Genomic DNA, 23,553 nt, shown 5'->3' on the forward strand with positions numbered 1-23,553 from the left:
GGATCGGAATCCGGGGGCCGTCGCTGCTGAATCGTGAACGCAAGGTTCGCGAGGTGTCGACCTCAGCGAGTGAAGCGCACCTCGGTCAGCGTCTCGCCCAGGAACGGCTCGGTGTGGCTGGCGCCGTCGAGCGTGAATCCGTTGCGCGTGTAGAAGCGGTGGGCGCGGGGGTTGTCCTCGGCGACCCAGAGGTACAGCGACTCGCCCTCCTCGACCGTGGCGTCGAACAGCTTCTGGCCGATGCCGGTGGAGTGGTACGCGTCGAGCAGATAGATGAAGTAAAGCTCGCGGAAGGCGGGAGCATCCTTGTCGCGGGCGGGGCCGGAGCCGACGAAGCCGACGATCTCGCCGTCGACGAGCGCTGCGCGCATCGTGAACTCGGGACCCTGCGACGCCCAGTGCGTCCACAGCTCGGCCATGCGACGAGGCGAGACCTTCTCGAGAGCGGCCTTGCTGATCAGGTGGTCGTAGGTCTCGTGCCAGCACTGTGCATGCACGCGACCCAGAGCCTCCGCATCCACATCACGGACCGGACGGACGATGACTTCAGGCTGGGCTTCGGCGCTCATAGCGCGACTCTACGCGCGGCCCCGGGGAACCGGAAATCGAGCGGGGACCCTTGCGGTGGCCGATCCCGCCAGTGGAGGATTCGCACAACGATGTTCGCGATCCCTTCCGCGATGGCTACGATCGATCCTCGTGAACGTGATCTGGCGCACCCTCCTCGTCATCCTCCGTGCTCGTCGTCGCCTGCGCCGGGAGAAGACGCTCGACGTCTCGTCCGTCGGACGCATCCGGCTGACGACGCTGCCCACCGACATCGACATCCTCCGGCACATGAACAACGGCCGATACCTGTCGCTGTTCGATCTCGGCCGGTGGGATCTGCTCATCCGCACGGGGCTGCTCGACGCGATGACCGAGCGCGGCTGGTACGCGGTCGTGTCGAGCGAGACGGTGACCTTCCGCAAGTCGCTGCAGCTGTGGCAGCGGTTCGACGTGGAATCGCGCTTCGTCGGTCACGACGACAAGGCGGTGTTCCTCGAGCACAGGGCCGTAGTCGACGGAGAGATCTACGCGCGGGTGATCGTGCGATCGCGCATGCTGCGCCGCACCGGCGGCACGGTCAGCAACGGAGAGCTGTTCGCCGCGGTCGGCAGACCGGAGGGCGTGCCGGAGATCGACCCGTGGGTGCACGACTGGGCGGCGGCCTCTGCACTGCCGCCTGTGCGCACCCCGGCGCCGAGCGTGTGGAGCTGACGCCGTGACGGATCCCTGGGGTCTCGGAACGCGCACGCCCGGCGCGACGCTGCTGGTCGGATGCGGCAAGCTCGGCGTGCGGCTCGGTGAGCGGCTGATCGCGCAGGGCGCGGAGGTCACCGCCATGCGGCGCCAGGCGGGCGCCGTGCCGTTCCCGACGATCGAGGCCGATCTGCGGCATCCGCTCGCGCAGGCGCTGCCCGCGTTCGATTCGGTCGTGATCACGCTGCCGCCGAGCACCGAGGGGGAGTCGATCTATCCGCCCGCGTTGCGCGGTCTCGCCAGGGCGCTGCCGACGATGCCCGACAGGGTCGTGTTCGTCTCGTCGACCCGGGTGTTCGAGGGGCGCCCCGGTGGCACGCCGCTGACCGAGCGCGACGCCCCGAAGGTGTCCACCGAACGTGGCGGCGACCTCGTCGAGGGGGAGCTGCTGGCGACCGAGCTCCTCGGCGCGCGGATCGTCCGCCCGGCCGGCATCTACGGCCCCGGCCGCGACTACCTCATCCGCCGCGTGCTCGAGCAGGCGCCCGTGGATCACACTCGCCGGACGAACCGCATCCACGAGACCGACCTCGTGCGGCTGCTCGAGGCGGTGCTGCGGGCGGATTCCGCACCGCCGCTGATCCACGCGGTGGACCGGGAGCCGGTGCTGCTGGGCGAGGTCGCCGCGCACATCGCCGCGCGACTCGGCGTCGCGCCCCCGCCGCACGCGGACCCCGAAGAGGGCGGCGGCACCGTGCTCGACGGGCACCTGCTGCAGGAGTTCCTCGGCACTCTCGACTACCCGACCTTCCGCGAGGGGTATGACGAGATGATCGCCGCCCGCTGACCCAGGAACGACATCCACGAACGGCACGAACGGCATCCGGGAACGATCCGGACGGCACTCGAAACGACACGGACGGCACCCGGAACGACACGGACGGCACCCCGGGAACGATCCGACGCGCTGTCGTTCCCGGGCACGCGTGCATCGCCGTCCTAGGCTGAGGTCATGGCCGACCCGATGCCCTCGGCGGAATCCGGAACGGATCCCGCATCCGACTCTCTCGAGGCCCGCGCGGTCGCGCTCGCTCGGCGCTGGGCGGTCGAAGCCGCCGCCGCCGACGTGGACCCCGCCGCCGCGCGTCTGGCCGGCGTGCTGCAGGATGCGAACGGGCTCCCGTTCACGCTGGGATTCGTCGACGGGGTGATGCGTCCGGAGAGCCTGAGCGCGGCGGCCTCGCAGCTGCACCGGATCGCGCCGATCGTGCCGGAGTTCCTGCCCTGGTACCTGCGCTCCGCGGTGCGGCTCGGCGGCGGGCTCGCGCAGGTGCTGCCGACTCCGGTCGTCCCCATCGCGCGGCGCGTGCTGCGCGAGATGGTCGGACATCTCGTCGTCGATGCGCGCCCCGCCAAGCTCGGCCCCGCGATCGCGAGGATCCGCGAATCCGGCGCCAGGCTCAACCTCAACCTGCTGGGCGAGGCCGTGCTGGGCGAGGCCGAGGCGCAGCGCCGGCTCGACGGCATCCACGACCTGATCCGTAGACCCGACGTCGACTACGTCTCGGTCAAGGTGTCGGCGATCATCAGCCACATCTCGATGTGGGCGTTCGACGAGGTCGTCGACGCGGTGGTGGAGCGGCTGCTCCCGCTCTATGCGACGGCGGCCACGGATCGCACCTTCATCAACCTCGACATGGAGGAGTACCGCGATCTCGATCTGACGATCGCGGTGTTCACCCGCATCCTCGAGGATCCGCGTCTGGCCGGACTCGAGGCGGGGATCGTGCTGCAGGCGTATCTGCCCGACGCCCTGCCCGCTCTGCAGCAGCTCACGGCGTGGGCGCGCGAGCGGGTCGAGCACGGCGGTGCGCCCATCAAGGTGCGCCTGGTCAAGGGCGCGAACCTCGCGATGGAGAACGTCGAGGCGCGCATGCACGGCTGGACGCCCGCGACGTACGACACCAAGGTCGACACCGACGCCAACTACCTGCGCTGCCTCGACTGGGCGCTGCAGGCCGAGCACATCGAGGCCGTGCACCTGGGCATCGCCGGACACAACCTGTTCGGCATCGCCTACGCCTGGCTGCTCGCCGGAGAGCGCGGACTGCGCGATCTCACCGCGGTGACCGAGGCGGGGCAGCCTCCGATCGAGTTCGAGATGCTCCTGGGCATGGCGCAGGGGCAGGTGCAGGCGGTCTCGCGCGAGGTCGGTGAGGTGCTGCTGTACGTGCCCGTCGTGAAGCCCGACGAGTTCGACGTCGCGATCAGCTATCTCGTCCGGCGGCTCGAGGAGAACGCCTCGACCGACAACTTCCTCTCCGCCGCCTTCCGTCTCGGCGAGGAGGAGGCGCTCTTCGCCCGCGAGCGCGATCGCTTCCTCGACGCCGTCGCGCGCTCCGCATCGCCGACCCTGTGGGAGGGAGCACGGCGCACCCAGGACCGGCTCGCTCCCGTGCATGAGTCGATGCGCCCTGTACCCGTGGCCCCCGCCCCCGAGGAGGGGCTCACGAAAGCCGTGCTCGGCATCTCCCGGGGGTCTGCAGAGGCGACGGGGCCGTTCCTCGAGACCGCGGTGTACGCGCCGAGGGAGCTCGAGGAGGGGACCGGCGGCGCTCCGGGCTTCGCCAACACCCCCGACAGCGACCCCTCGCTGCCGGCCAACCGCGAGTGGGCGCGCGGCATCCACGCGCGCATCGCGGAGTCGCCTCTCGGCGTCGCGACCGTCGAGGCCGCCCGCATCGACGACCCCGAGGTGCTGGAACGCACGATCTCCGAGGTGCGCGATGCCGGCGCCCGGTGGGGGTCGCGTCCGGCCACCGAGCGGGCCGAGGTGCTGCTGCGGGCCGCGGCCGCGTTGGAGGGCCGGCGGGGCGAGCTCATCGAGGTCGCCGCATCCGAGACCGGCAAGGTCTTCGCCGAGGCGGACGTCGAGGTCAGCGAGGCCGTCGACTTCGCGCGCTACTACGCCGCCAAGGCAAGGGAGCTGGATGCCGTCGCCGGCGCCGCGTTCGAGCCGGCGCGCGTGACCGTCGTGACCCCGCCCTGGAACTTCCCCCTCGCGATCCCGGCCGGCGGCGTGCTGGCGGCGCTCGCCGCGGGCTCCGGAGTGGTGTTCAAGCCGGCGCCGCAGTCGCGCCGGTGCGCCGCGGTGATCGCCGAGACGCTGTGGGAGGCCGGCGTGCCTCGTGACGTGCTCGCCCTCGTCGACATCGAGGAGAGCGACCTCGGCCGCACGCTGATCACGCACGATGCGGTCGACCGGGTGATCCTCACCGGCTCGTGGGAGACCGCCGCGCTGTTCCGCTCGTGGCGTCCCGACCTGCCGCTGCTCGCCGAGACGAGCGGCAAGAACGCGATGATCGTCACCGCCTCGGCCGATCTCGACCTCGCGGTCTCCGACCTGGTGCGCAGCGCGTTCGGACATGCGGGGCAGAAGTGCTCGGCCGCGTCGCTGGCGATCCTCGTCGGGCCGGTCGGCCGCTCGCATCGCTTCGCCCGCCAGCTGGCCGATGCCACGCGCTCGCTGCACGTGGGCTGGCCCTCCGATCCGCTCGCCGAGGTGGGGCCGGTGATCGAGCGTCCCCAGGGCAAGCTCGCCTGGGCTCTGACCGAGCTCGAGGGGGAGGAGAAGTGGCTCATCGAGCCGGCCGTGTCGGCCGACGACCCGAGCGGGCGACTGTGGCGTCCCGGCATCCGCGTCGGTGTGCAACCGGGATCCCGCTTCCACGTCGAGGAGTTCTTCGGCCCGGTGCTCGGGGTGATGCACGCGCCGACGCTGGAGCGGGCGATCGAGCTGCAGAACGCCGTGGCCTACGGGCTGACGGCGGGGCTGCACACGCAGGATCCCGCGGAGCTCGCGCTCTGGCTCGACCGGGTGCAGGCCGGCAACCTCTACGTGAATCGCGGTATCACCGGCGCCATCGTGCAGCGACAGCCGTTCGGCGGGTGGAAGCGCTCGTCGGTGGGGCCCGGCGCGAAGGCGGGAGGACCGAACTACCTGATCGGCCTCGGATCCTGGCGCTCGAGCGGATCGGGACCGGTGTCGAGCACGCTGCACCTGCGCGGCCTCGACTCCCGCATCACCGAGCTGATCGAGTCGGCTCAGCCGTCGCTCGACTACGAGTCGTTCGAGTGGCTGCGCCGGTCGGCGCTGTCGGACGCCCTGGCCTGGGACCGCGAGTTCGGCCAGGTGCGCGACGTGTCGCGACTGGGCGTGGAGCGCAACCTGTTCCGCTACCGGCCCGTGCCCGTCTCGATCCGGGCGACGGCGGATGCCGGATGGCAGGAGCTCCTGCGCGTCGTGATCGCCGCCGTGCGCGCCGGTGCGGCGTTCGTGCTGTCGACCCCGGTCGGTCTGCCGGCCGAGGTGCGTCGGGCGCTCGGCGACGTCGGCGCGGTCGTGTACATGGAGAGCGACGACGAGTGGATCGCGCGGATGCGGGGCCGCGGCTCCGACTCCGATGCGGCGTCGGAACTGCTCGACGCCGACACCCGGCCCGGCCGCGTGCGCCTCGTCGGACCGCGGGCCTCCGTCGCGGCGCTGCATCGCGCGGTGGCGGAGGCGGTCGAGGGCGACCCCGATCTCGCGGTGTACGACGGGGAGGTCACCTCCGCCGGTCGCATCGAGCTGCTGCCGTTCGTGCACGAGCAGGCGATCGCGATCACCGCGCACCGGTACGGCAACCCCGACGACTGGAGCGCCTCCGTCATCTGAGCGCTGGTGCCGGCGTTCGCGTCATCTGCGGCATCCGCGGCATCTGCCTCGGCCCCGGCATCCGCCTCTCCGCGCCTGCCGTGCGGGGTCAAAAACGCACCTCCGTGCTGTGCGGGGTCAGAAACGCACGGGAATCTGGCGATGGCGATGCACTATTGACCCCGCCTGCGTGCGGCGATGCACTTTCGACCCCGGCTGAGCGCGGGCCTCGGCTCTGGCGGCGTCCAGGGGTGGATGACACAATGGAGCCTGGCGTGCCCGAGTCGCATCTTCCCCGGGCGCCGGCTCTCATCGAGCGGCGCGGGTCGAAGGACCGTCGGGCCCCTGGACAGCGTCCGCCGCATCCGTTCGAGGAGCCCCATGTCTGTCGAGACCACCACGTCGACGTCCGAGACCACGCCGGTCCGCACCGCCCATCACCGTCGCTACCTGATGTGCATGCCGTCGCACTTCACGGTCACCTACTCGATCAACCCGTGGATGGAGCCCTCGCGTCCGACCGACACCGCCAACGCGGTCGCCCAGTGGCAGAAGCTGCATGATCTGTACCTCGAGCTGGGGCATGAGGTCGAGCTGATCGAGCCCCTCGCCGACTACCCCGACATGGTCTACACCGCGAACGGCGGCTTCGTGATCGACGGCCGCGCCTACGTCCCGAAGTTCCGCTTCGTCGAGCGGCAGGGTGAGGCGCCCGCGTTCGCCGACTGGTTCCGCGAGGCCGGCTACGACACCGTCATCCCCGAGGAGGTCAACGAGGGCGAGGGCGACTTCCTGCTCGTCGGCGACGTGATCCTCGCGGGCACCGGGTTCCGCTCCACCGGCGACAGCCACCGCGAGGTCGGCGAGGTGTTCGGCCGCGAGGTCGTCTCGCTCAACCTCGTAGACCCCCGCTTCTACCACCTCGACACCGCCATCGCGGTACTCGACCCCGTGCAGGGCGCCGAGAACGGCGGCCCGGAACGCGCCAACATCGCCTACCTCCCCGGAGCCTTCGACGACGCCAGCCGCGCGATCCTCGAGGAGCGGTTCCCCGAGGCGATCCTCGTGTCGGACGAGGACGGGTCGGTGTTCGGCCTGAACTCGGCGAGCGACGGCTACAACGTGGTCATCTCGCCGCGCGCGGTCGGATTCGAGAAGCAGCTGCGCGAACGCGGCTACAACCCGATCATGGTCGACCTGTCGGAGCTGCTGCTCGGCGGCGGGGGTATCAAGTGCTGCACCCTCGAGCTGCGCTCGTCGTCTCGGCGCTCAGGAACCGGTGAGTGACATGACGACTTCTGAGCCCGCACAGCAGGCCGAGCCGCACGTCGCCCACAACTACCACCCGCTGCCGGTCACGATCGCGCGCGGTGAGGGTGCCTGGGTGACGGATGTCGAGGGCAAGCGCTACCTCGACCTGCTCGCCGCGTATTCGGCGGTGAACTTCGGGCACCGGCATCCCGCCCTCGTGGCGGCGCTGACCGAGCAGCTCGGGCGGGTCGCGCTGACCAGCCGCGCCTTCCGGAGCGACCGTCTCGAACCGTTCGCCGCCGCGCTCGCGGCGCTGGCCGGCAAAGAGATGGTCCTGCCGATGAACACCGGCGCCGAGGCCGTCGAGACCGGCATCAAGGTCGCCAGGGCCTGGGGCTACCGGGTCAAGGGCATCGCCGAGGGCCGCGCGCGCGTCATCGTCGCGGCCGGCAACTTCCACGGTCGCACGACCACCATCGTCAGCTTCAGCGACGATGAGGAGGCCCGCGCGGACTTCGGCCCGTACACGCCGGGGTTCGACACTGTGGCGTACGGAGATGCGGATGCCGTCGCCGCCGCGATCACCGACGACACCGCCGCCGTGCTCATCGAGCCCATCCAGGGCGAGGGCGGCGTGGTGATCCCGCCCGAGGGCTACCTGCGCCGCATTCGTGAGATCTGCGACGAGAAGAACGTGCTGTTCATCGCCGACGAGATCCAGTCCGGTCTCGGGCGCGTGGGCGAGACGTTCGCGTGCGACCGCGAAGGCGTCGTGCCCGATCTGTACCTGCTGGGCAAGGCGCTGGGCGGCGGGATCCTTCCGGTGTCGGCCGTCGTCGGTGATGCCGACGTGCTCGGCGTGATCCGCCCGGGGGAGCACGGGTCGACGTTCGGGGGCAACCCGCTCGCGGCGGCCGTGGGCCTGCGGGTCGTCGAGATGCTCGAATCGGGGGAGTTCCAGGAGCGCGCCCGTGCCCTCGGCGCCCACCTCGGCGCCGCTCTCGAGCCGCTCGTCGGTCACGGCGTGACCGAGGTGCGCATCGCGGGACTCTGGGCCGGAGTCGACATCGACCCCGCCAAGGGGACAGGGCGGCAGATCGCCGAGCGGCTCCTCGACCGCGGCGTCCTGGTGAAGGACACGCACGGCCAGACCATCCGCATCGCGCCGCCGATCGTGATCCGCGCGACGGAACTCGACTGGGCCGTCGAGCAGCTCAAGCTGGTTCTCGGGGCCTAGTCCTCCGCGCCTCGTCCTCCGCGCCTCGTCTTCAGCGGTGCGGTCCGCGTTCCCCGCGGGCCGCACCGACGGTCCTCCTGCGTCAGGCCGGGGCGTCGTCCGGATCGAGAGTGCGCAGGGTGTCGCGCTCGACGTCGGTGTCCGCCGTGAGCTGGTCCTCGGTGTTCTCGTCACCGCCGAGAGCGGCACCGCGGTCGGGGCTCGCATCGCCCTGGATCGCGCCGTGCGGCGACTCGCCGTGCGAGCTGTCGCCCTGGATGGCGCCGCCCTGCGCCGAGCCCTGGGGGTCGCCGTCCTCGGCCTCGCCCTGGATCGCGCCGCGGGGAGATTCGCCGTGCGAGCTGTCGCCCTGGATGGCGCCGCCCTGCGTCGAGCCCTGGGCGTTGCCGTCGAGCTCGTCGCGCTCGGACGAAGGCTGGCCGTCGGGCGCGGTGTTGTGCGCGGGGTTCTGGTCGGTCGAGCCCTCGGCGGGCTCTTCGGCGTGAGGGGTGCGTCCTGTGTTCTGGTCCATGGGCCGACGCTACGTCCGTCCAGAGGCTCCGTGCAGGGGATTGACAAACGGCGTCGCCGCGGGAGGTCCGTCAGTCCTTCTTCGGGAGGCGGATCGGCGAGGTCGCCGCGACCCCGTCCGTGAACTGCACGGGGTCGGTGCGTTCGAGGATGTCGGCCTCGTCGACCACGTTCAGCGGTCTGGTCTCATCGAGCGTCATCAGGAAGCGGCTGTCCTCCGACCGGTGCAGACGGCCGGAGGTGATGACCCAGACGGCGCCGATCGCGCAGGCGATGAAGCCCGCCGTGCCGCCCAGCATGATCGCGCTGCGCGGACCGAAGGTGTCGGCCACCCAGCCGGCGATGGGCGCACCCACCGGCGTCGAGCCCATGATCACGGCCATGTAGAGCGCGAGCACGCGTCCGCGCAGTGCCGGGGCGGTCGTCATCTGCACGTAGCCGTTCGCGGTCGTCAACAGGGTGACGATCATGAATCCGGTGAAGGTCAGGGTGATCGCGTAGGTGAGATACGTCGGCATCGCGGACGACACGAAGGCGGCGATGCCGAAGCCGCCGGCAGCCAGGATCACGACCCGCACGCGGGCCCGATCGCGGCGGGCCGAGAGCAGCGCGCCGGCGAGCGAGCCGATCGCGAGCACCGAGCTCAGCACGCCGTAGCCGTCGGCCCCCGCGCCGAACTCGAGCGCCATCGTCGAGGCGAAGATCGGGAAGTTCATGCCGAACGCGCCGATCAGGAACACGGTCACGAACACGACGCGCAGGTCGCTGCGGCCCCAGACGTAGCGGAAGCCCTCGGCGAGGCCGCCGGGGCGGCGGTTCTTCGGGCGGGGCGCGAGCTGGGAGGTGCGCAGCAGGAGCAGGGCGACGAGCATCGCCAGGAACGTCACCGCGTTCGCGATGAACACCCAGCCGGATCCGATCGCCACGATCAGCAGACCGCCGACGGCGGGCCCGATCATGCGGGCGAGGTTGAAGGATGCCGAGTTGAGGGCGACCGCGTTCGAGGTGTCGCCGGCCGAGACCATGTCGGACACGAAGGCCTGGCGCGCGGGCGCGTCGAAGGCGTTCACGACACCGAACGCCGCGGCGAAGCCGAACATCATCGGGAGGGTCATGACGTCGTTCAGCAGCAGCACGCCCACCGCGATCGCGAGCAGCAGCAGAGCGGACTGGGTCGCGAGCAGGATCCGTCGCCGCTCGAACCGGTCGGCGACCCAGCCGGTCAGGCTCACGAGCACGAGCGGAGGACCGAACTGCAGGGCCATCGTGACACCCATGGCGGCGGCGTCGTTGTCGGTGAGCTCGGTGAGCACCACCCAGTCCTGGGCGGTCGCCTGCATCCATCCGCCGACATTGGAGACGAGTGCGCCGGCGAACCAGATGCGGTAGTTGATGTTCGAGAACGAACGGAACATCGCGCTCATCGCTCGACCACCCGGCGCATCAGTTCGCTCGCCTCGCGGAGGGTCGAAAGCTCGTCGGGGGTGAAATCGAGTTCGGCGAGCATCGCGGCGAGCAGCTCGTCGCGGCGGCGGATCGTCTGCGCGACGATCTCGGTGCCGGCGTCGGTGATGTCGACCTGCACGCGACGACGGTCGTCGCTGTCGGGAGTGCGGAGGACGAAGCCCTGCGTCTCGAGGCCGTTGATCATGCTCGTCATCGAGGGTGCGGTGACCCGCTCCCGCTCCGCGAGAGCGGAGATCGTGCGGCGCCCGTGCAGGCGCAGCGTGGCGAGCACGGCGAGCTGCGCGTCGCTCATCTCGTCGACCGCGCGGGCGCAACGGAGGCGTCGGGCCAGGCGGAAGGTGGCCATGCGCAGATCGGTCGCAGTGAGCTGGAGGAGATCATCGGAGGCAGGCATTACTTAGACAGTCTATCTAATCCGAATCCGCACAGGGCCGCCATGCTGGAGATCCGCACCCTGCCAGGTCGCGAGTCCGGCTCGGGCACAATGGTCGGGTGACCCGAACCCCCGCGATCGAGATCGCCGTCCAGGATCCCGCCGGCGTCCGCATCGCCCGAGCCGTGGGCGCCGCGCGCGTGGAGCTCGCTCAGGCGCTGCCGCTCGGCGGGCTGACGCCCTCGATCGCCACCGTCGAGCTGGCCGTGGAGACGGCCCGTGCAGACGGACTCGAGGTGCACGTGCTCATCCGGCCCCGAGCGGGCGGCTTCCGCTACGACGGCGACGAGATCGCGCTGTCCGAGCGCGACGTCCGCCGGGCCGTCGACGCCGGAGCCGACGGGGTCGTGATCGGAGCCCTCGCGGCCGACGGGCACCTCGACCTCGACGCCATGGCGCGTCTGCGCGATGCGGCCGGCGGGGCGTCGGTGACCCTGCACCGTGCGATCGACGTCACCCCCGATCCGGTCGCCACTCTCGTCGCCGCGCGGGGACTCGGACTGCGCCGCGTGCTGACCTCGGGCGGGGCATCCGCCGCGATCGACGGCATCGAGACCCTGCGTGCCCTCGTCGTCGAGGCCGCAGGCGGGATCGAGGTCATGGCGGGCAGCGGAGTGGGAGCCGCCAACGCCGCCGATCTCGCCGCCACCGGCGTCGATGCGCTGCACTTCTCCGCCAAGCGCACGGTGCACGAGGCCGGCGGGGTGCGGATGGGGGCGGCCGCCGAGGGCGTCGGAGGGTACGACGTCACCGATCTCGCGATCGCCCAGAGCGTGCTCGCCGCCCTCGCCGACTGACGGCTGCCGCTCGCGCTCAGTAGTGTGGGGGCGTGACGGATACCCGAGAATTCACGGATGCCGACGGCATCGCCATCGTCTACGACGTGCACCCGGCGGCAGGTGATGCCCGAGGAGTGGTGCAGCTGCTGCACGGGGTGGGCGAGCATGCGGGTCGGTACGGACGGCTGATCGCCGCACTCACCGACGCCGGATTCATCGTCTACGCCGACGATCATCGCGGGCACGGTCGCACCGGCATCCGCCAGCACGGCGGACCCGAGAAACTCGGCCGACTCGGCAAGGGCGGTCTGCGCGCGGCGGAGGCGGCGATCTGGCAGCTCACCGGCATCATCACGGCGGAGCACCCCGACCTTCCCCTCGTGCTGCTGGGGCACTCGTGGGGGTCGTTCCTCGCACAGATGCTCGTGAACGACCACCCCGAGGCCTGGGATGCGGTGATCCTCTCCGGCTCGGCTCTGCGCACCCCCGGCTCGCTCAATGCCGCACCGCTGAACGCGCGGTGGGCAGCGGACGACGCCACCGGCCTCGAATGGCTCAGCAGGGACCCGGCGGTGTGGACGTCGTTCGACGAGGACCCGCTCACGACGAACCAGCCGCTGCTCAAGCTGTTCGGTCCCGTCGAGGCGGCCAAGCTCTACGGCCGTCCGCGCAAGGACCTCGACCGCGACATCCCGCTGCTGCTCCTCGTCGGTCGCGATGATCCGGTCGGGGGTCCTCGGAGCGTGCACAAGCTCGCCGACGAGTACCGCACGCGCTCGGGACTCACCGACATCACGACCCTCGTCTACCCCGACGCGCGCCACGAGATCTTCAACGAGCTGCAGCAGGACGAGGTCCGCGCCGACATCCTGTCGTGGCTCGACGCGCGCATCCCCTCGCGCTGAGCACCCGCATCTCGTATCGCTGAGAACCCGTGGGTCCTCGCGCTGAGCACCCGTGGGTCCTCGCGTGACGCCCGATGACCCCGTGTGACAGCGGGTGAATGCGCATGACGTCGCGCGCGCCTCTCTCCCCCGCCCCCGCATATTTTCGTGTGAGGGGGCGAGAGGGAGGTGAGCGGTGGGTTTCGACGAGGAGTGGCGCAGCTGGCACGAGACGCGGGAGCGCTATGCGGGGGCGGAGTACGGTCCGGCGGCACTCGAGTCGACGAACTGGCTGATCACCGAGCCCGCCGCCGTGGAGGGTGTTCCGGGCCTCTGGGCGCTGACCGGCGACGGCGGGATCCGCGGAACCGACCTCGGCACGTCCGGATCGGTCGTCACGCTCCACGGCCCGCAGGCGCTGCGACTCGGCAGGCGTGAGCTGCGGGTGTTCGATCGGCGGGGGTCGGTCGCGTTGCGGGTCTTCAACCCGCAGCGCGCCGAGCGCGAGTCGTTCGGCGGCATCGACGCGTATCCGCCACGGAGGGGGTGGCGGATCCGCGCGTCGTTCACCGAGACGCCCGGGGAATCGGTGACCGTCACCGCGGTCGACGGCTCCGTGCACGAACAGGCGCTGGCCGGGCGACTGCGCTTCGAGCTCGACGGCATCCCGCACTCGCTGAGCGTGACGCGCACCGAGCGCGGCGGTCTCACGGCGGTCTTCGCCGACGGCACGAACGGCATCGAGACGTATCGGTTCCGGTTCCTGCCGATCGGCGAGCCCGACGACGACGGCACGGTGATCGTCGACTTCAACCGGGCGTACCTGCCGCCGTGCGCTTTCTCCGACCAGTACCTGTGCCCGCAGCCGCTCGCCGAGAACCGCTACTCGCTGCCCATCCGCGCGGGGGAGCGCGCGGTCGTGCGGGGGCGCTGACCCCGTCGGCGCCGCACTCGCCGCCCCGCCGCGCCGCACTCGCCGCCCCGCCGGGCCGCACTCGCGACCCCGCTGGCGCCGCACTCGCCGCCCCGGCGGGAGCCCCGCGCCTTAAGCTGTACTCGTGCACGGAGAATACAAGGTCCCAGGGGGCAAGCTCGTCGTCGTCGACCTCGAGGTCGACGACGGCAGGATCGCGGAGTTCCGCCTGGCGGGTGACTTCTTCCTCGAACCGGACACCGCGCTCGACGCGATCAACGACGCCGTGAACGGGCTGCCCGTCGAGACGGATGCCTCGACGATCGCCGCCGCCGTGCGTGCGGCCCTGCCCGAGGGCGCGCAGCTGCTCGGCTTCACGCCGGAGTCGGTCGGCACCACGGTTCGCCGTGCTCTCGTGACGGCCCCGGGCTGGCGCGACTTCGACTGGGAGATCGTGCACGACAAGGCGGTCTCGCCCCAGATGAACCTCGCCCTCGACGAGGTCCTGACCTCGCGCGTCGGCGAGGGCCGTCGCCGCCCGACCCTGCGCATCTGGGAATGGGACGGATCGGCCGTGGTGATCGGCTCGTTCCAGTCGTACCGCAACGAGGTCGACCCCGAGGGGGCGGCCCGGCACGGTTTCGACGTGGTGCGTCGCATCTCCGGCGGTGGAGCGATGCTCATCCCCGCAGGGCAGATCATCACGTACTCGCTGTACGTGCCGGCATCCCTCGTGCAGGGCATGACCTTCGCCGATTCGTACGCGTTCCTCGACGACTGGGTGCTGCACGCGCTGCGCTCGGTGGGCATCGACGCGGTGTACCAGCCGCTCAACGACATCGCGAGCCCCTCGGGCAAGATCGGCGGCGCCGCGCAGAAGCGCCTCGCCAACGGAGGAGTGCTGCACCACGCCTCGCTCTCGTACGACCTCGACGGTCAGATCATGACCGAGGTGCTGCGCATCGGACGTGAGAAGCTCAGCGACAAGGGCACCACGTCGGCGGCCAAGCGGGTCGACCCCCTGCGTCGGCAGACCGGTCTCACGCGCGAGGAGATCATCGAGCGCTTCATCGAGACCTTCCGCTCGCTCACCGACGCGGAGACGGGTGAGATCACGGCCGACGAGTACGCCGCGGCCGAGGCGCTGGTGGAGTCGAAGTTCGCCACCGAGGCGTGGCTGCACCGCGTTCCGTGACCGCGCAGCCCGGGCCGGACGCCCCCGGCGCGGTCTCGATCATCCAGGGCGACAACCTGGCCGTCGCCGCGTCGCTGCCGTCGGCGTCGTTCACGCTGGTGTACCTCGATCCGCCGTTCAACACGGGTCGTACGCAGGAGCGTCAGGTGGTCACCGCCCGCCGCTCGGTCACGATTCAGCAGGAGTCGGAGGCAGGGGCCGGTGCGGTCGCGGAATCCCGCGGATCCGATGCCGCGGCAGACTCGGCCGTGCGGAGAACGGAACCGGCGACGCCGCCGTCCGAGGTGCGGTACGGGTTCCACGGGCACGCCTACGAGCGGGTCCGCGGGATGCTGCGCGCCTACGACGACCGCTTCGACGACTACGGCGCGTTCCTGATGCCGCGGCTCGAGCAGGCGTGGCGGCTGCTCGCCGACGACGGCACGCTGTACCTGCATCTCGACTACCGCGAGGCGCACTACGCCAAGGTCATGCTCGACGCGGTGTTCGGCCGTGACTGCTTTCTCAACGAGCTCATCTGGGCCTACGACTACGGTGCCAAGTCGCGCCGCCGCTGGCCGACCAAGCACGACACGATCCTCGTGTACGTGAAGAACCCGCGCGAGTACGTCTTCAACTCCGACGACATCGACCGTGAGCCGTACATGGCACCGGGTCTCGTCACACCCGAGAAGGCCGCCAGGGGCAAGCTGCCCACCGACGTGTGGTGGCACACGATCGTGCCGACGACCGGGCGCGAGAAGACCGGGTACCCGACCCAGAAGCCCGAGGGCATCCTTCGGCGCATCGTGCGCGCGTCGAGCCGACCGGGAGACCGCGTGCTCGACCTCTTCGCGGGCAGCGGCACGACCGGGGCCGTCGCGTCGGCGCTCGGGCGGGATGCGGTGCTGGTCGACGACAACCCCGAAGCCGTGCGCGTGATGACCGTGCGGATGCCGCACGCCGAGGTCGCAGCCTTCGACGAGTAGCACGCGGGCGCCCGCCGACCGGCCGCACGGCCGAAGCGGCGGTCCTGGAGCGTCGGGGGTGCCGGATAGGCTCGACGCATGCGACGTATCCGGGGGGTGGTCGTCATCGCGCTCGCGGTGACACTGGTGGGCTGTGCAGGGCAGGAGGGCGACGCGGATCCCGCGTCGGTCGAGGCGATGCTCGACGTCGAGAAGGTTCCCGGCGTCCTCGTCGCGCCGTACGAGCACTTCGTGCAGATCGACCCCGATGCGCCGGAGGACGAGATCGTGACGACGGCGCTCGCGGTGCGCGACATCGTCGACGGGATGGGCGAGGACCGCCCGCGCGACCTCGAGATCGTCGCCGTGTACCCGGGTGACCCCTACGTGAACACGACGTTCACGACGTCCACGTACGACGACCCCGACCGCTTCGAGGACGACGTCCGTCTGTGGGCGGGATTCCTCGACGACGGCTTCACCGAGGTCAGTTATGTCACCGCCTCCGAGGGGGCGGGCCCCGGAACCCTGGCGGTGTTCTCGGAGGGTCAGGGAGAAGCAGGAAAGACGCTGGCCGAGGCTTACGGCGCGATCGAGCAGGCCGTGAGCGAACCGCCCTACTCCGATGCTCCGCCGTCGCTGTACGCGTCCGTCGATCACGCCTCGATCTCGAACAAGTCGGGTCGCGCCGATCTCGGAGACGCGTGGATCGAACCGAGCGAGGAGCTGGCGAGTCTGGACTGCCTGACGAGCGCCAGAGTGAGCCTCACTCCCGACGAGACCTGGGTCTCTCTCGTCGGAGACACCGACCTCACCGCCGAGCAGACGGCGCAGATCATGGCGGTGCTCGCGGACAGAGGGGTGCTCGGCCCCGCCGTGAATGTGATCCACACCAACAGGTCCGCGCTTCCGAAGGACTCCAAGACCACGCTGTACGGAGTGGCCGAATGAGCCGGCGGATCGCGGCCATCGCCGCCGCGGCCGCCGTCGCCGCGCTGCTGCTGACGGGCTGTGCGCCGCAGTACGCGACCCCCGACGAGCGTTCGGAATCCTTCGCCGAGCCGGTGGCAGAAGCGGTGAACGAGCTCGACTCCGCCCCCGACGACGTGCAGGCCAGGTCGTCCTTCGACGGGATCGTGCTCGAGGCCCGCCTGGGCGACATGTCGTATGCCGAGACGCGAGCGTTCATCGAGGAGGCGCTGCCGATCGTCGAGGAGTCGCCCCTGGGCGCCATGCCGGTGCGCCTGCTTCTGAGTCACACGCAACAGGGGTCCGGGCAGCAGGGAGCCGTGGCAGGGTCGACCACACTCGAGTGGCGGGGGTACGACCCCGAGCGCGCCGACCGCTACTTCGCGGCGGTGCAGGTGTGGCTCGACACCCTGGCAGACCCGGGGGTGCAGTTCGACGAGACGTTCCAGGTGCAGGCGGCCGCCGTGTTCGGCGACATCAGTGTGCTGGACGGTCGTGACCTCGACGCGTACAGCGCCGAGATCACCGCACAGCTGGAGAAGGCCGGATACGTGGAGCCGAGGATCATCGTCGCCGCGCGGCCCGCGCCGTAGTCTGTCGGACCCCCGCCGTGAGAGTGTGAGGGGCATGACCGAGTACGTCGACGTGCAGACCGCCGCGGGGCGGGTCCGAGGGCGCTGGCGCCCGACCACCGGAGGGCGCGGGGCCTCGCGCTCGGCGGCATTCCTCGGCATCCCGTTCGCCGAGGCGCCGATCGGCGATCTGCGATTCCAGGCGCCGGTGCCGAAGGCGCCGTGGGAGGGCGTGCTCGATGCGCTCGAGTTCGCCGCCACCGCGCAACGCGGAGACCCCGGAGTGACGCTCATTCCCGAGCCGAGTGTCGAGGGCGACTCGACGCTGAACGTCAACGTCTTCACCCCCGATCCGACGGCTGCAGGTCTCCCGGTGCTCGTATGGATCCACGGCGGCGGATACTTCGCCGGGTCTCCCGCGAGCCCCTGGTACGACGGGCGCAACTTCAATCGAGATGGCGTCGTCACCGTCTCGATCTCGTACCGGCTCGGATTCGACGGCTTCGGGTGGATCGCCGATGCCCCGTCGAACCGCGGGGTGCGCGACTGGCTGCTCGCGCTCGAATGGGTGCAGCAGAACATCGCCGCATTCGGGGGTGACCCCGGCCGGGTGACCATCGCCGGGCAGTCCGCCGGGGGAGGGGCGGTGCTCACTCTGCTCGGGATGGAGGCGGCACAGCACCTGTTCCACGGGGTCTACGCGATCTCGGGTGCGCTCGGCGACGTCGCGCCTGCGAGGGCCGAGGCGTTCGGGCGGGCGCTCGCCGCTGCGGCCGGCGTCGAGCCCACGGTGGCCGGCTTCGCGACGGTGACGGAGGATCGTCTGCTCGCACTGCAGAAGAAGGCGACCCAGCTCGGGCCGTCGTCGATGACGACGATGATCGACGAGGGGCTTCCGCTCGGGCCGGCGATCGATGGAGACCTTCTCGCACGGTCGACCCGCGAGTCGCTGCGCGCCGGCGTCGGCGCCGACAAGCCACTCGTGATCGGGGCGGCCGACGATGAGTTCACCATGGCGTTCACGGGCAAGGCCGCGACAGCGCTGCGGTGGGTGCCGCAGTCGGTGCTGTTGAACCGGCTCGGGCTGCCCCGGAGCATCCGTGCCGAGTATCTCGCGGCGAACGCCGACATCGCGCGTCTCGGCAAGGCGCGGCTCGCGGGGCGTGTGCTCACCGACCGGATGTTCCGCCGCACCGTGCCGCGCATCGCCGCCGACAGGGCGGACGCGCCCACCTGGCTCTACCGGTTCTCCTGGCCGTCCGGACACTTCGGCTTCGCCGAGCACTGCCTCGACGTGCCGTTCTTCTTCGACTGCCTCGACGGGCCGTCGATGGAGGCGCTGGCCGGGCCGAACCCGCCGCAGACCCTCGCCGACGACCTGCACGGCGCGGCCGTCGCGTTCGTCACCACCGCAGACCCGGGGTGGCCGAGGCACGAGGGTGGTGCCGGCACCGTGCGGATCTACGACGTGCAGACCCGCGACGTCGCCGATGCGTACGCGTCTGTGCGCGCTCTGATCTGAGGCGTTCCGCCGCAGAGGCACCGCGGCCGATGGCCGGCCGCTCCCGGAGGTGTGTGCGGCCGGCCATCGGCATGATCGAACGGTGGTCGGGTCAGCGGGCGGCGGCCTTGCGCGGCTTCAGGAATTCCTCCGGCTCACGCTTTTCGCGTTTTGCAGCGCGCTTTTCCTTGATGGTCATTTGCGGGGCCTTTTTCGACCCTCGGACGTGTGGTGTCTTTGCGGACATGAGAAACTCGCTTCCCCTCGTGGCTGGCGTGCGTCCTCTGACCATAGCCCGCCGGTGCAGGAAATCAAATCGCCTCTGACGAGGTTATTTTCTCCTCACTCCGCACCGCAGTCCGCACCGGGACATTTACGCATCGCGTCATCGATAAATGCACGATCCGCCACGTCCGGGTTTTACCGAATTGCTTTTTCCGGGCATCCGGCTATGGTGATGCACATGACGATATCGACCGTTCTCCCGCGCAGTGAGCGTCTTCGCGACGCTTCCGTGGTGACGACAGCGGTCGACATCGCCGGTGCCCGGCACGAGGTTCTTCCGCCTCGGCTGATCGCCCTCCGCGGACTGCCGATCTCCTTCTGATCCCCCGCCGCGACCGCGTCGACCGCTGATCCCGGCCGTTGCGACACCCCACCCGAGACGCCGCGCCTGCGGCGTCCTTCCGTCTGCAAGGAGCAGCCATGCCCGATCTCACTCCCGTCGCCGATCTCCCGCCGTCCGCGGAGATCGCCTCTCGACTCGAGAGCCTTCTCCGCGATCGCGAGACGGTTCTGCGCGAGCTCGAACCGCGCGCGCTCCCGACCGTCGACCCGGTGGCGTATCAGACCGCGGCGTCGCACCGCGCCGTGATCCGTCAGCTCACCGATGCGCTGGAACGGGTCGCCGCGGGTACCTACGGGCTCTGCGGGCGATGCGGAGAGCCGATCGCGCCCGCCCGTCTCGAGGTGCTGCCCCAGGCGTCCGCCTGCATCGAGTGCCAGAGTCTCGTCGACGCGGCCTGATCCCGAGCGTCCGGCGGGCGGCGTGCGATGGGGCACGCCGCCCGCCTCACCCTCAGGCGATGTAGATCTTGCGCAGCGTCTCGGTGACGGTCCACACGGTGCGCTGGCCCTCGGCCAGGCGCACGACGGAGCCTGCGTCCACCTCGATCGCGGGCAGCGGCGGGTCGACGAACTCTATCCGGGCGTGACCGGCGAGCACGACGAAGACCTCATCGACCTCGGTGTCGGATGCCGTGCCCGGTGTCATCTCCCAGATGCCGACCTCGACGGCGCCGACCGTCGCCAGAGCATGCGCGGCGGTGGTCGGCCGGCCGAGGATCACCTCATCGGCAGGCAGGGACGCGTGCACGAGCGGCAGTGCCGCGGCATCCACTGCCTCGCCGGGCGCGAGCGTGCTCATGAGTCGAATCCCATGCCGACGGCATCCAGCGTCTTGAGGAACAGGTTGCGCCGGCCCTCGTTGTGATCGGCCCTGTCCATCGCCGCGCGCACGAGATTGACGCCGATCGAGGCGAGGGGCTCGGGCGGGAACGGGATCGGCTTCTCGCGCACCATGGCGAGCTCGGTGCGCTCGGTCGGCTCGCCCGACAGCTTGTCGAGCATCACGTCCGCGGCGAACCGCGCGGCGCCGACGCCCAGACCGGTGAATCCGGTGGCGTAGGCGACCCGGCCCCTGCGGGCGGTGCCGAAGAACGCGCAGAAGCGGCTCGACGAGTCGATCGCCCCGGCCCAACGGTGTGTGAAGCGCAGGCCCTCGAGCTGCGGGAACGTCGTGAAGAAGTGCGAGGCGAGCTTGCGGTGGCTCTCCATGCGGTCCTCGTACTCCGGCCGCACCTTTCCGCCGAAGTGGTAGACGGCGTCATAGCCTCCGAAGAGGATGCGGTTGTCGGCTGTGAGCCGGTAGTAGTGGAACTGGTTGGCGCTGTCGGCGAGGCCCTGGCGGTTCGACCACCCGATGGAGGCGAGCTGGTCATCGGTCAGCGGCTCGGTCATCAGCACGTAGTCGTACACCGGCACCGTCATGAGCCTGTTGCGCTTCAGCAGCGACGGGAACACGTTCGTGCCGAGCGCGACGGCATCCGCGACGACCCGCCCACCCCCGCGCGTCACGAGCGTGACGGGGCCCGCGCCGTCGCCCTCGAGCGCCCGCACGAGCGAGTGCTCGTAGATCTCGACACCCAGCTCCACCGCGACCCGTGCGAGCTCGAGTCCGAGCTTGGCGGGGTGCACGAGGGCGGAGCCCTCGCGATCCCAGGCGCCGGCGAGGAACGTGTCGGAGTGCACCTCGGCCTGCACGGCGTCGCGGTCGAGGAAGCCCTCCTCCTCGCGCAGCCACTCGACCTGGTGCGGTTCGACGGCCACCGCGAGCTGGCCGGTGCGCTCGAAGTCCACGTCGAGGGAGTAGCGCGACACGGTCTGCTCGATGCCGTCGAGGTTCTCGCGTCCGAGCTCCTCGAGGCGGTCGATCTCGTCGGGCCAGCGCGTCAGGCCGTTCTCGTGTCCGTGGGTGAGGCTCGCCTCGCAGAAGCCGCCGTTGCGACCGGAGGCGGCCCACGCGATGCGCGAGGCCTCGAGCAGCACCACACGGCGATCGGGGTCGCGCTCCTTGGCGCGGACGGCGGTCCACAGCCCCGCATAGCCGCCGCCGACGATCGCGAGGTCGGCGGTGACGGTGCCCGACAGGGCGGGGTGCTCGGGGCGCTCCACATCGTCGAGCCAGAACACGTCGAGGACGGTGTCGCGCAACGACCGCTCGATCGCGACCGGCGCGGGAAGGCGACGCTCGAAGACGGTGGTTCCCATGCTCACTCCCGGTTTCCGGGCCCGCGCCTCAGCGTGTGCCCCAGTTGTAGAGGTCCTTGTAGAGCCCCGCGTACAGCAGGCTCTCGGTGTGCGCGACCCCGGGGATCGTGCGGATGCGGGTGGCGATGAGGTCGAGCAGGTCGGCGTCGCTCTCGCACACCGCCTCGACGAGGATGTCGAAGGTGCCGAGCGTGACGACGACGTACGCGAGCTCGGTGATCTTCGTGAGCTCCTCGGCGATCAGCCGCGGATCGCCGGTGACGCGGATGCCGATCATCGACATGCGGTGGAACCCGAGCTGCATCGGATCGGTGACGGCGACGATCTGGATGATCCCGGCCTCGGTCATCCGCTGCACCCGCTGGCGTGCCGCCGCCTCGCTGAGCCCGACCTCTCGACCGATCTCGGCGTACGGTCGGCGTCCGTCCTCCTGCAGCAGCTCGACGATCCGCTTCGAGATGTCATCAAGGACCGGCTGCTTCGGCGTCGCGCTCATGTGTCGATATTGACAGGACGAGTGCACCTTGGCAACTGATTCCATCGCCCAGATCAAGAGACTCTTCTGTATTCGCAAGCGCGTCGCTAGCATGGCGGTCATGGCGACAGAACTCCTCCAGAACTTCATCGGCGGTCGATACGTGGCCGTCTCGGGACAGGGGCGGATGCCGCTCATCGACCCCGCGACCGAGCAGAGCTACGGCGAGCTGCCCGTCTCCGACACCTCCGATGTCGATGCCGCGTATGCCGCGGCCGCTGCGGCGTTCCCGATCTGGCGCGACACCACCCCCGCCGACCGCCAGCTGGCCCTGTTCCGCATCGCCGACGCGATGCAGGCGCGAGCCGAGGAGTTCGCCGACCTGGAGTCGAAGGACACCGGCAAGCCCAGGGCGACCCTCGTCGACGACGAGATCCTGCAGTCGATCGACCAGCTGCGCTTCTTCGCCGGTGCCGCGCGCAGCCTCGAGGGGCGCGCCGCGGGGGAGTACCTCGCCGGGCACACGTCGTTCGTGCGCCGCGAGCCGATCGGTGTGATCGGCCAGGTCACCCCGTGGAACTACCCGCTGAACATGGCCGTGTGGAAGATCGCCCCCGCGCTCGCCGCGGGCAACACGGTCGTACTGAAACCCGCCGAGTCGACGCCGCTGACCACGCTTCTGCTGGCCGAGATCGTCGCGCTGCACACCCCCGCGGGCACGCTCAACGTGGTGCTCGGCGACCGCGACACCGGGGTGGCGCTGGTCGAGCATCCGACGCCGCAGATGGTGGCGATCACCGGGTCCGTGCGCGCCGGGATGGCGGTCGCGCGGTCGGCGGCGGACGACGTCAAGCGCGTGCATCTGGAACTCGGTGGCAAGGCGCCGGCGATCGTGTTCCCCGATGCGGACCTCGACAAGGCGGCATCCGGCATCATCACGGGAGCCTTCTTCAACGCCGGACAGGACTGCACCGCGGCCACCCGGGTGCTCGTCCACTCCTCGGTGCACGACGAGTTCGTCGCGGCGCTCGTCGAGAAGGCGAAGACGGATGCCCGCACCGGCGGTCCTCACGAGAAGGACGTGCTCTACGGGCCGCTCAGCAGCGCCGCGCAGCTCGCCCAGGTGCAGGGATTCATCGACCGGCTGCCCGCGCACGCCTCGATCGAGACCGGCGGGTCGCGACAGGGCGACACGGGGTACTTCTTCGAGGCGACGATCGTCTCGGGGCTGCACCAGGACGACGAGGCGGTGCAGGGTGAGATCTTCGGACCCGTGCTGACCGTGCAGTCCTTCGAGACACCAGAGCAGGCACTCGAGATGGCGAACGACGTGCCGTACGCGCTGGCGTCGTCGGTGTGGACGACTGATCACGCCCGTGCGATGCGCTTCTCGCGCGACCTCGACTTCGGATGCGTGTGGATCAACACCCACATCCCGTTCGTGTCGGACATGCCGCACGGCGGATTCAAGCACTCGGGCTACGGCAAGGACCTCTCGCAGTACGGCTTCGACGACTACACGCGCATCAAGCACGTGATGTCGGCGCTCGATTGAGCGGGTCGCGCGTCGCGCATCCGGCGTCTCGGCGGAGCGTCGTCCTGAGCCCGTGATCGGGCGTGCGCGGGTGAGACGCGATGTGTCATGCTGGGGCG

24 protein-coding genes are annotated in these 23,553 nt (G+C 70.5%); 16 read left to right on the plus strand and 8 right to left on the minus strand.

Annotated features, from left to right (window positions below):
- Positions 1–62 precede the first annotated feature (62 nt).
- A complete protein-coding gene (locus tag ASD43_RS07180; RefSeq protein WP_056415390.1) occupies positions 63–569 on the minus strand; it encodes a GNAT family N-acetyltransferase in 507 nt (168 codons plus the stop codon).
- Positions 570–699: 130 nt separating this feature from the next.
- Between ASD43_RS07180 and ASD43_RS07185 the strand changes: the two genes are divergently transcribed.
- The 5 genes from ASD43_RS07185 to rocD all read left to right on the plus strand — a co-directional run bounded on the left by ASD43_RS07185 (position 700) and on the right by rocD (position 8,426).
- Positions 700–1,260 (plus strand): acyl-CoA thioesterase, encoded by a 561-nt coding sequence (locus ASD43_RS07185; protein ID WP_056415393.1) that lies wholly within the window; start codon positions 700–702, stop codon positions 1,258–1,260.
- A gap of 4 nt (positions 1,261–1,264) precedes the next feature.
- Positions 1,265–2,089, plus strand: coding sequence for a hypothetical protein (locus ASD43_RS07190; RefSeq protein WP_056415396.1), 825 nt, complete (start codon positions 1,265–1,267; stop codon positions 2,087–2,089).
- Positions 2,090–2,254: 165 nt separating this feature from the next.
- Positions 2,255–5,959, plus strand: a complete 3,705-nt coding sequence (locus ASD43_RS07195) for a proline dehydrogenase family protein (RefSeq protein WP_056415399.1) — start codon at positions 2,255–2,257, stop codon at positions 5,957–5,959.
- 360 nt (positions 5,960–6,319) lie between these two features.
- The gene (gene ddaH / locus ASD43_RS07200) at positions 6,320–7,225 is read left to right on the plus strand and encodes a dimethylargininase (protein ID WP_056415402.1); all 906 of its coding nucleotides are present in this window, start codon (positions 6,320–6,322) and stop codon (positions 7,223–7,225) included.
- A 1-nt stretch (position 7,226) separates the two neighbouring features.
- Positions 7,227–8,426, plus strand: coding sequence for an ornithine--oxo-acid transaminase (rocD, locus tag ASD43_RS07205; RefSeq protein WP_056415405.1), 1,200 nt, complete (start codon positions 7,227–7,229; stop codon positions 8,424–8,426).
- Positions 8,427–8,508: 82 nt separating this feature from the next.
- On the opposite strand, the gene ASD43_RS17410 is transcribed toward rocD, so the two are convergent.
- The 3 genes from ASD43_RS17410 to ASD43_RS07220 form a co-directional block, all read right to left on the minus strand.
- Complete coding sequence (locus ASD43_RS17410) at positions 8,509–8,937, minus strand: hypothetical protein (RefSeq protein ID WP_056415408.1); 429 nt, start codon at positions 8,935–8,937, stop codon at positions 8,509–8,511.
- 70 nt (positions 8,938–9,007) lie between these two features.
- Positions 9,008–10,351, minus strand: a complete 1,344-nt coding sequence (locus ASD43_RS07215; protein ID WP_056419302.1) for an MFS transporter — start codon at positions 10,349–10,351, stop codon at positions 9,008–9,010.
- A 5-nt stretch (positions 10,352–10,356) separates the two neighbouring features.
- Positions 10,357–10,797: a MarR family winged helix-turn-helix transcriptional regulator gene (locus ASD43_RS07220; RefSeq protein WP_056415411.1), complete on the minus strand. Its 441-nt coding sequence runs from the start codon at positions 10,795–10,797 to the stop codon at positions 10,357–10,359.
- Positions 10,798–10,895: 98 nt separating this feature from the next.
- Here ASD43_RS07220 and ASD43_RS07225 point away from each other — a divergent pair, with 98 nt between their 5' ends.
- The 8 genes from ASD43_RS07225 (at position 10,896) to ASD43_RS07260 (ending at position 18,617) form a co-directional block, all read left to right on the plus strand.
- Positions 10,896–11,633: a copper homeostasis protein CutC gene (locus ASD43_RS07225; protein WP_056415414.1), complete on the plus strand. Its 738-nt coding sequence runs from the start codon at positions 10,896–10,898 to the stop codon at positions 11,631–11,633.
- A gap of 32 nt (positions 11,634–11,665) precedes the next feature.
- Positions 11,666–12,520, plus strand: coding sequence for an alpha/beta fold hydrolase (locus ASD43_RS07230; protein ID WP_056415418.1), 855 nt, complete (start codon positions 11,666–11,668; stop codon positions 12,518–12,520).
- A 175-nt stretch (positions 12,521–12,695) separates the two neighbouring features.
- Positions 12,696–13,433 (plus strand): DUF1684 domain-containing protein, encoded by a 738-nt coding sequence (locus tag ASD43_RS07235; protein ID WP_056415421.1) that lies wholly within the window; start codon positions 12,696–12,698, stop codon positions 13,431–13,433.
- Positions 13,434–13,557: 124 nt separating this feature from the next.
- Positions 13,558–14,607 (plus strand): lipoate--protein ligase family protein, encoded by a 1,050-nt coding sequence (locus ASD43_RS07240; protein WP_056415423.1) that lies wholly within the window; start codon positions 13,558–13,560, stop codon positions 14,605–14,607.
- On the plus strand, positions 14,586–15,575 hold the full coding sequence (locus ASD43_RS07245; protein ID WP_235564063.1) for a DNA-methyltransferase: 990 nt from the start codon (positions 14,586–14,588) through the stop codon (positions 15,573–15,575). The genes ASD43_RS07240 and ASD43_RS07245 overlap by 22 nt, the downstream gene beginning before the upstream one ends.
- Before the next feature lie 78 nt (positions 15,576–15,653).
- The gene (locus ASD43_RS07250; protein ID WP_157550888.1) at positions 15,654–16,505 is read left to right on the plus strand and encodes a hypothetical protein; all 852 of its coding nucleotides are present in this window, start codon (positions 15,654–15,656) and stop codon (positions 16,503–16,505) included.
- Entirely contained in the window at positions 16,502–17,116 is a 615-nt protein-coding gene (locus ASD43_RS07255) for a hypothetical protein (RefSeq protein WP_056415432.1), read from the plus strand. Before ASD43_RS07250 ends, ASD43_RS07255 begins: the two co-directional genes overlap by 4 nt.
- Positions 17,117–17,150: 34 nt before the next feature.
- Positions 17,151–18,617, plus strand: a complete 1,467-nt coding sequence (locus tag ASD43_RS07260; protein WP_056415434.1) for a carboxylesterase/lipase family protein — start codon at positions 17,151–17,153, stop codon at positions 18,615–18,617.
- Between the two features lie 91 nt (positions 18,618–18,708).
- On the opposite strand, the gene ASD43_RS17595 is transcribed toward ASD43_RS07260, so the two are convergent.
- A complete protein-coding gene (locus ASD43_RS17595; protein ID WP_262492044.1) occupies positions 18,709–18,843 on the minus strand; it encodes a hypothetical protein in 135 nt (44 codons plus the stop codon).
- A 216-nt stretch (positions 18,844–19,059) separates the two neighbouring features.
- Between ASD43_RS17595 and ASD43_RS17305 the strand changes: the two genes are divergently transcribed.
- Both ASD43_RS17305 and ASD43_RS07265 read left to right on the plus strand, forming a co-directional pair.
- Positions 19,060–19,203, plus strand: a complete 144-nt coding sequence (locus ASD43_RS17305) for a hypothetical protein (protein ID WP_162247461.1) — start codon at positions 19,060–19,062, stop codon at positions 19,201–19,203.
- 98 nt (positions 19,204–19,301) lie between these two features.
- Positions 19,302–19,622, plus strand: coding sequence for a TraR/DksA family transcriptional regulator (locus ASD43_RS07265; RefSeq protein WP_056415437.1), 321 nt, complete (start codon positions 19,302–19,304; stop codon positions 19,620–19,622).
- A 52-nt stretch (positions 19,623–19,674) separates the two neighbouring features.
- On the opposite strand, the gene ASD43_RS07270 is transcribed toward ASD43_RS07265, so the two are convergent.
- From ASD43_RS07270 to ASD43_RS07280, 3 genes are read right to left on the minus strand one after another with little or no spacing between them, the layout of a single operon-like run.
- The gene (locus tag ASD43_RS07270; protein ID WP_056415440.1) at positions 19,675–20,022 is read right to left on the minus strand and encodes a cupin domain-containing protein; all 348 of its coding nucleotides are present in this window, start codon (positions 20,020–20,022) and stop codon (positions 19,675–19,677) included.
- Positions 20,019–21,425 carry an NAD(P)/FAD-dependent oxidoreductase gene (locus ASD43_RS07275; RefSeq protein WP_056415443.1) on the minus strand — a complete coding sequence of 469 codons (1,407 nt, stop codon included), beginning with the start codon at positions 21,423–21,425 and terminating at the stop codon, positions 20,019–20,021. Before ASD43_RS07275 ends, ASD43_RS07270 begins: the two co-directional genes overlap by 4 nt.
- Before the next feature lie 28 nt (positions 21,426–21,453).
- Entirely contained in the window at positions 21,454–21,921 is a 468-nt protein-coding gene (locus ASD43_RS07280; protein ID WP_056415446.1) for an Lrp/AsnC family transcriptional regulator, read from the minus strand.
- 100 nt (positions 21,922–22,021) lie between these two features.
- Here ASD43_RS07280 and ASD43_RS07285 point away from each other — a divergent pair, with 100 nt between their 5' ends.
- Positions 22,022–23,455, plus strand: coding sequence for a gamma-aminobutyraldehyde dehydrogenase (locus ASD43_RS07285; protein ID WP_056419305.1), 1,434 nt, complete (start codon positions 22,022–22,024; stop codon positions 23,453–23,455).
- The last annotated feature ends 98 nt before the right edge of the window (positions 23,456–23,553 follow it).

The sequence above is a fragment of the Microbacterium sp. Root553 genome (assembly GCF_001426995.1).
Lineage (GTDB): Bacteria > Actinomycetota > Actinomycetes > Actinomycetales > Microbacteriaceae > Microbacterium.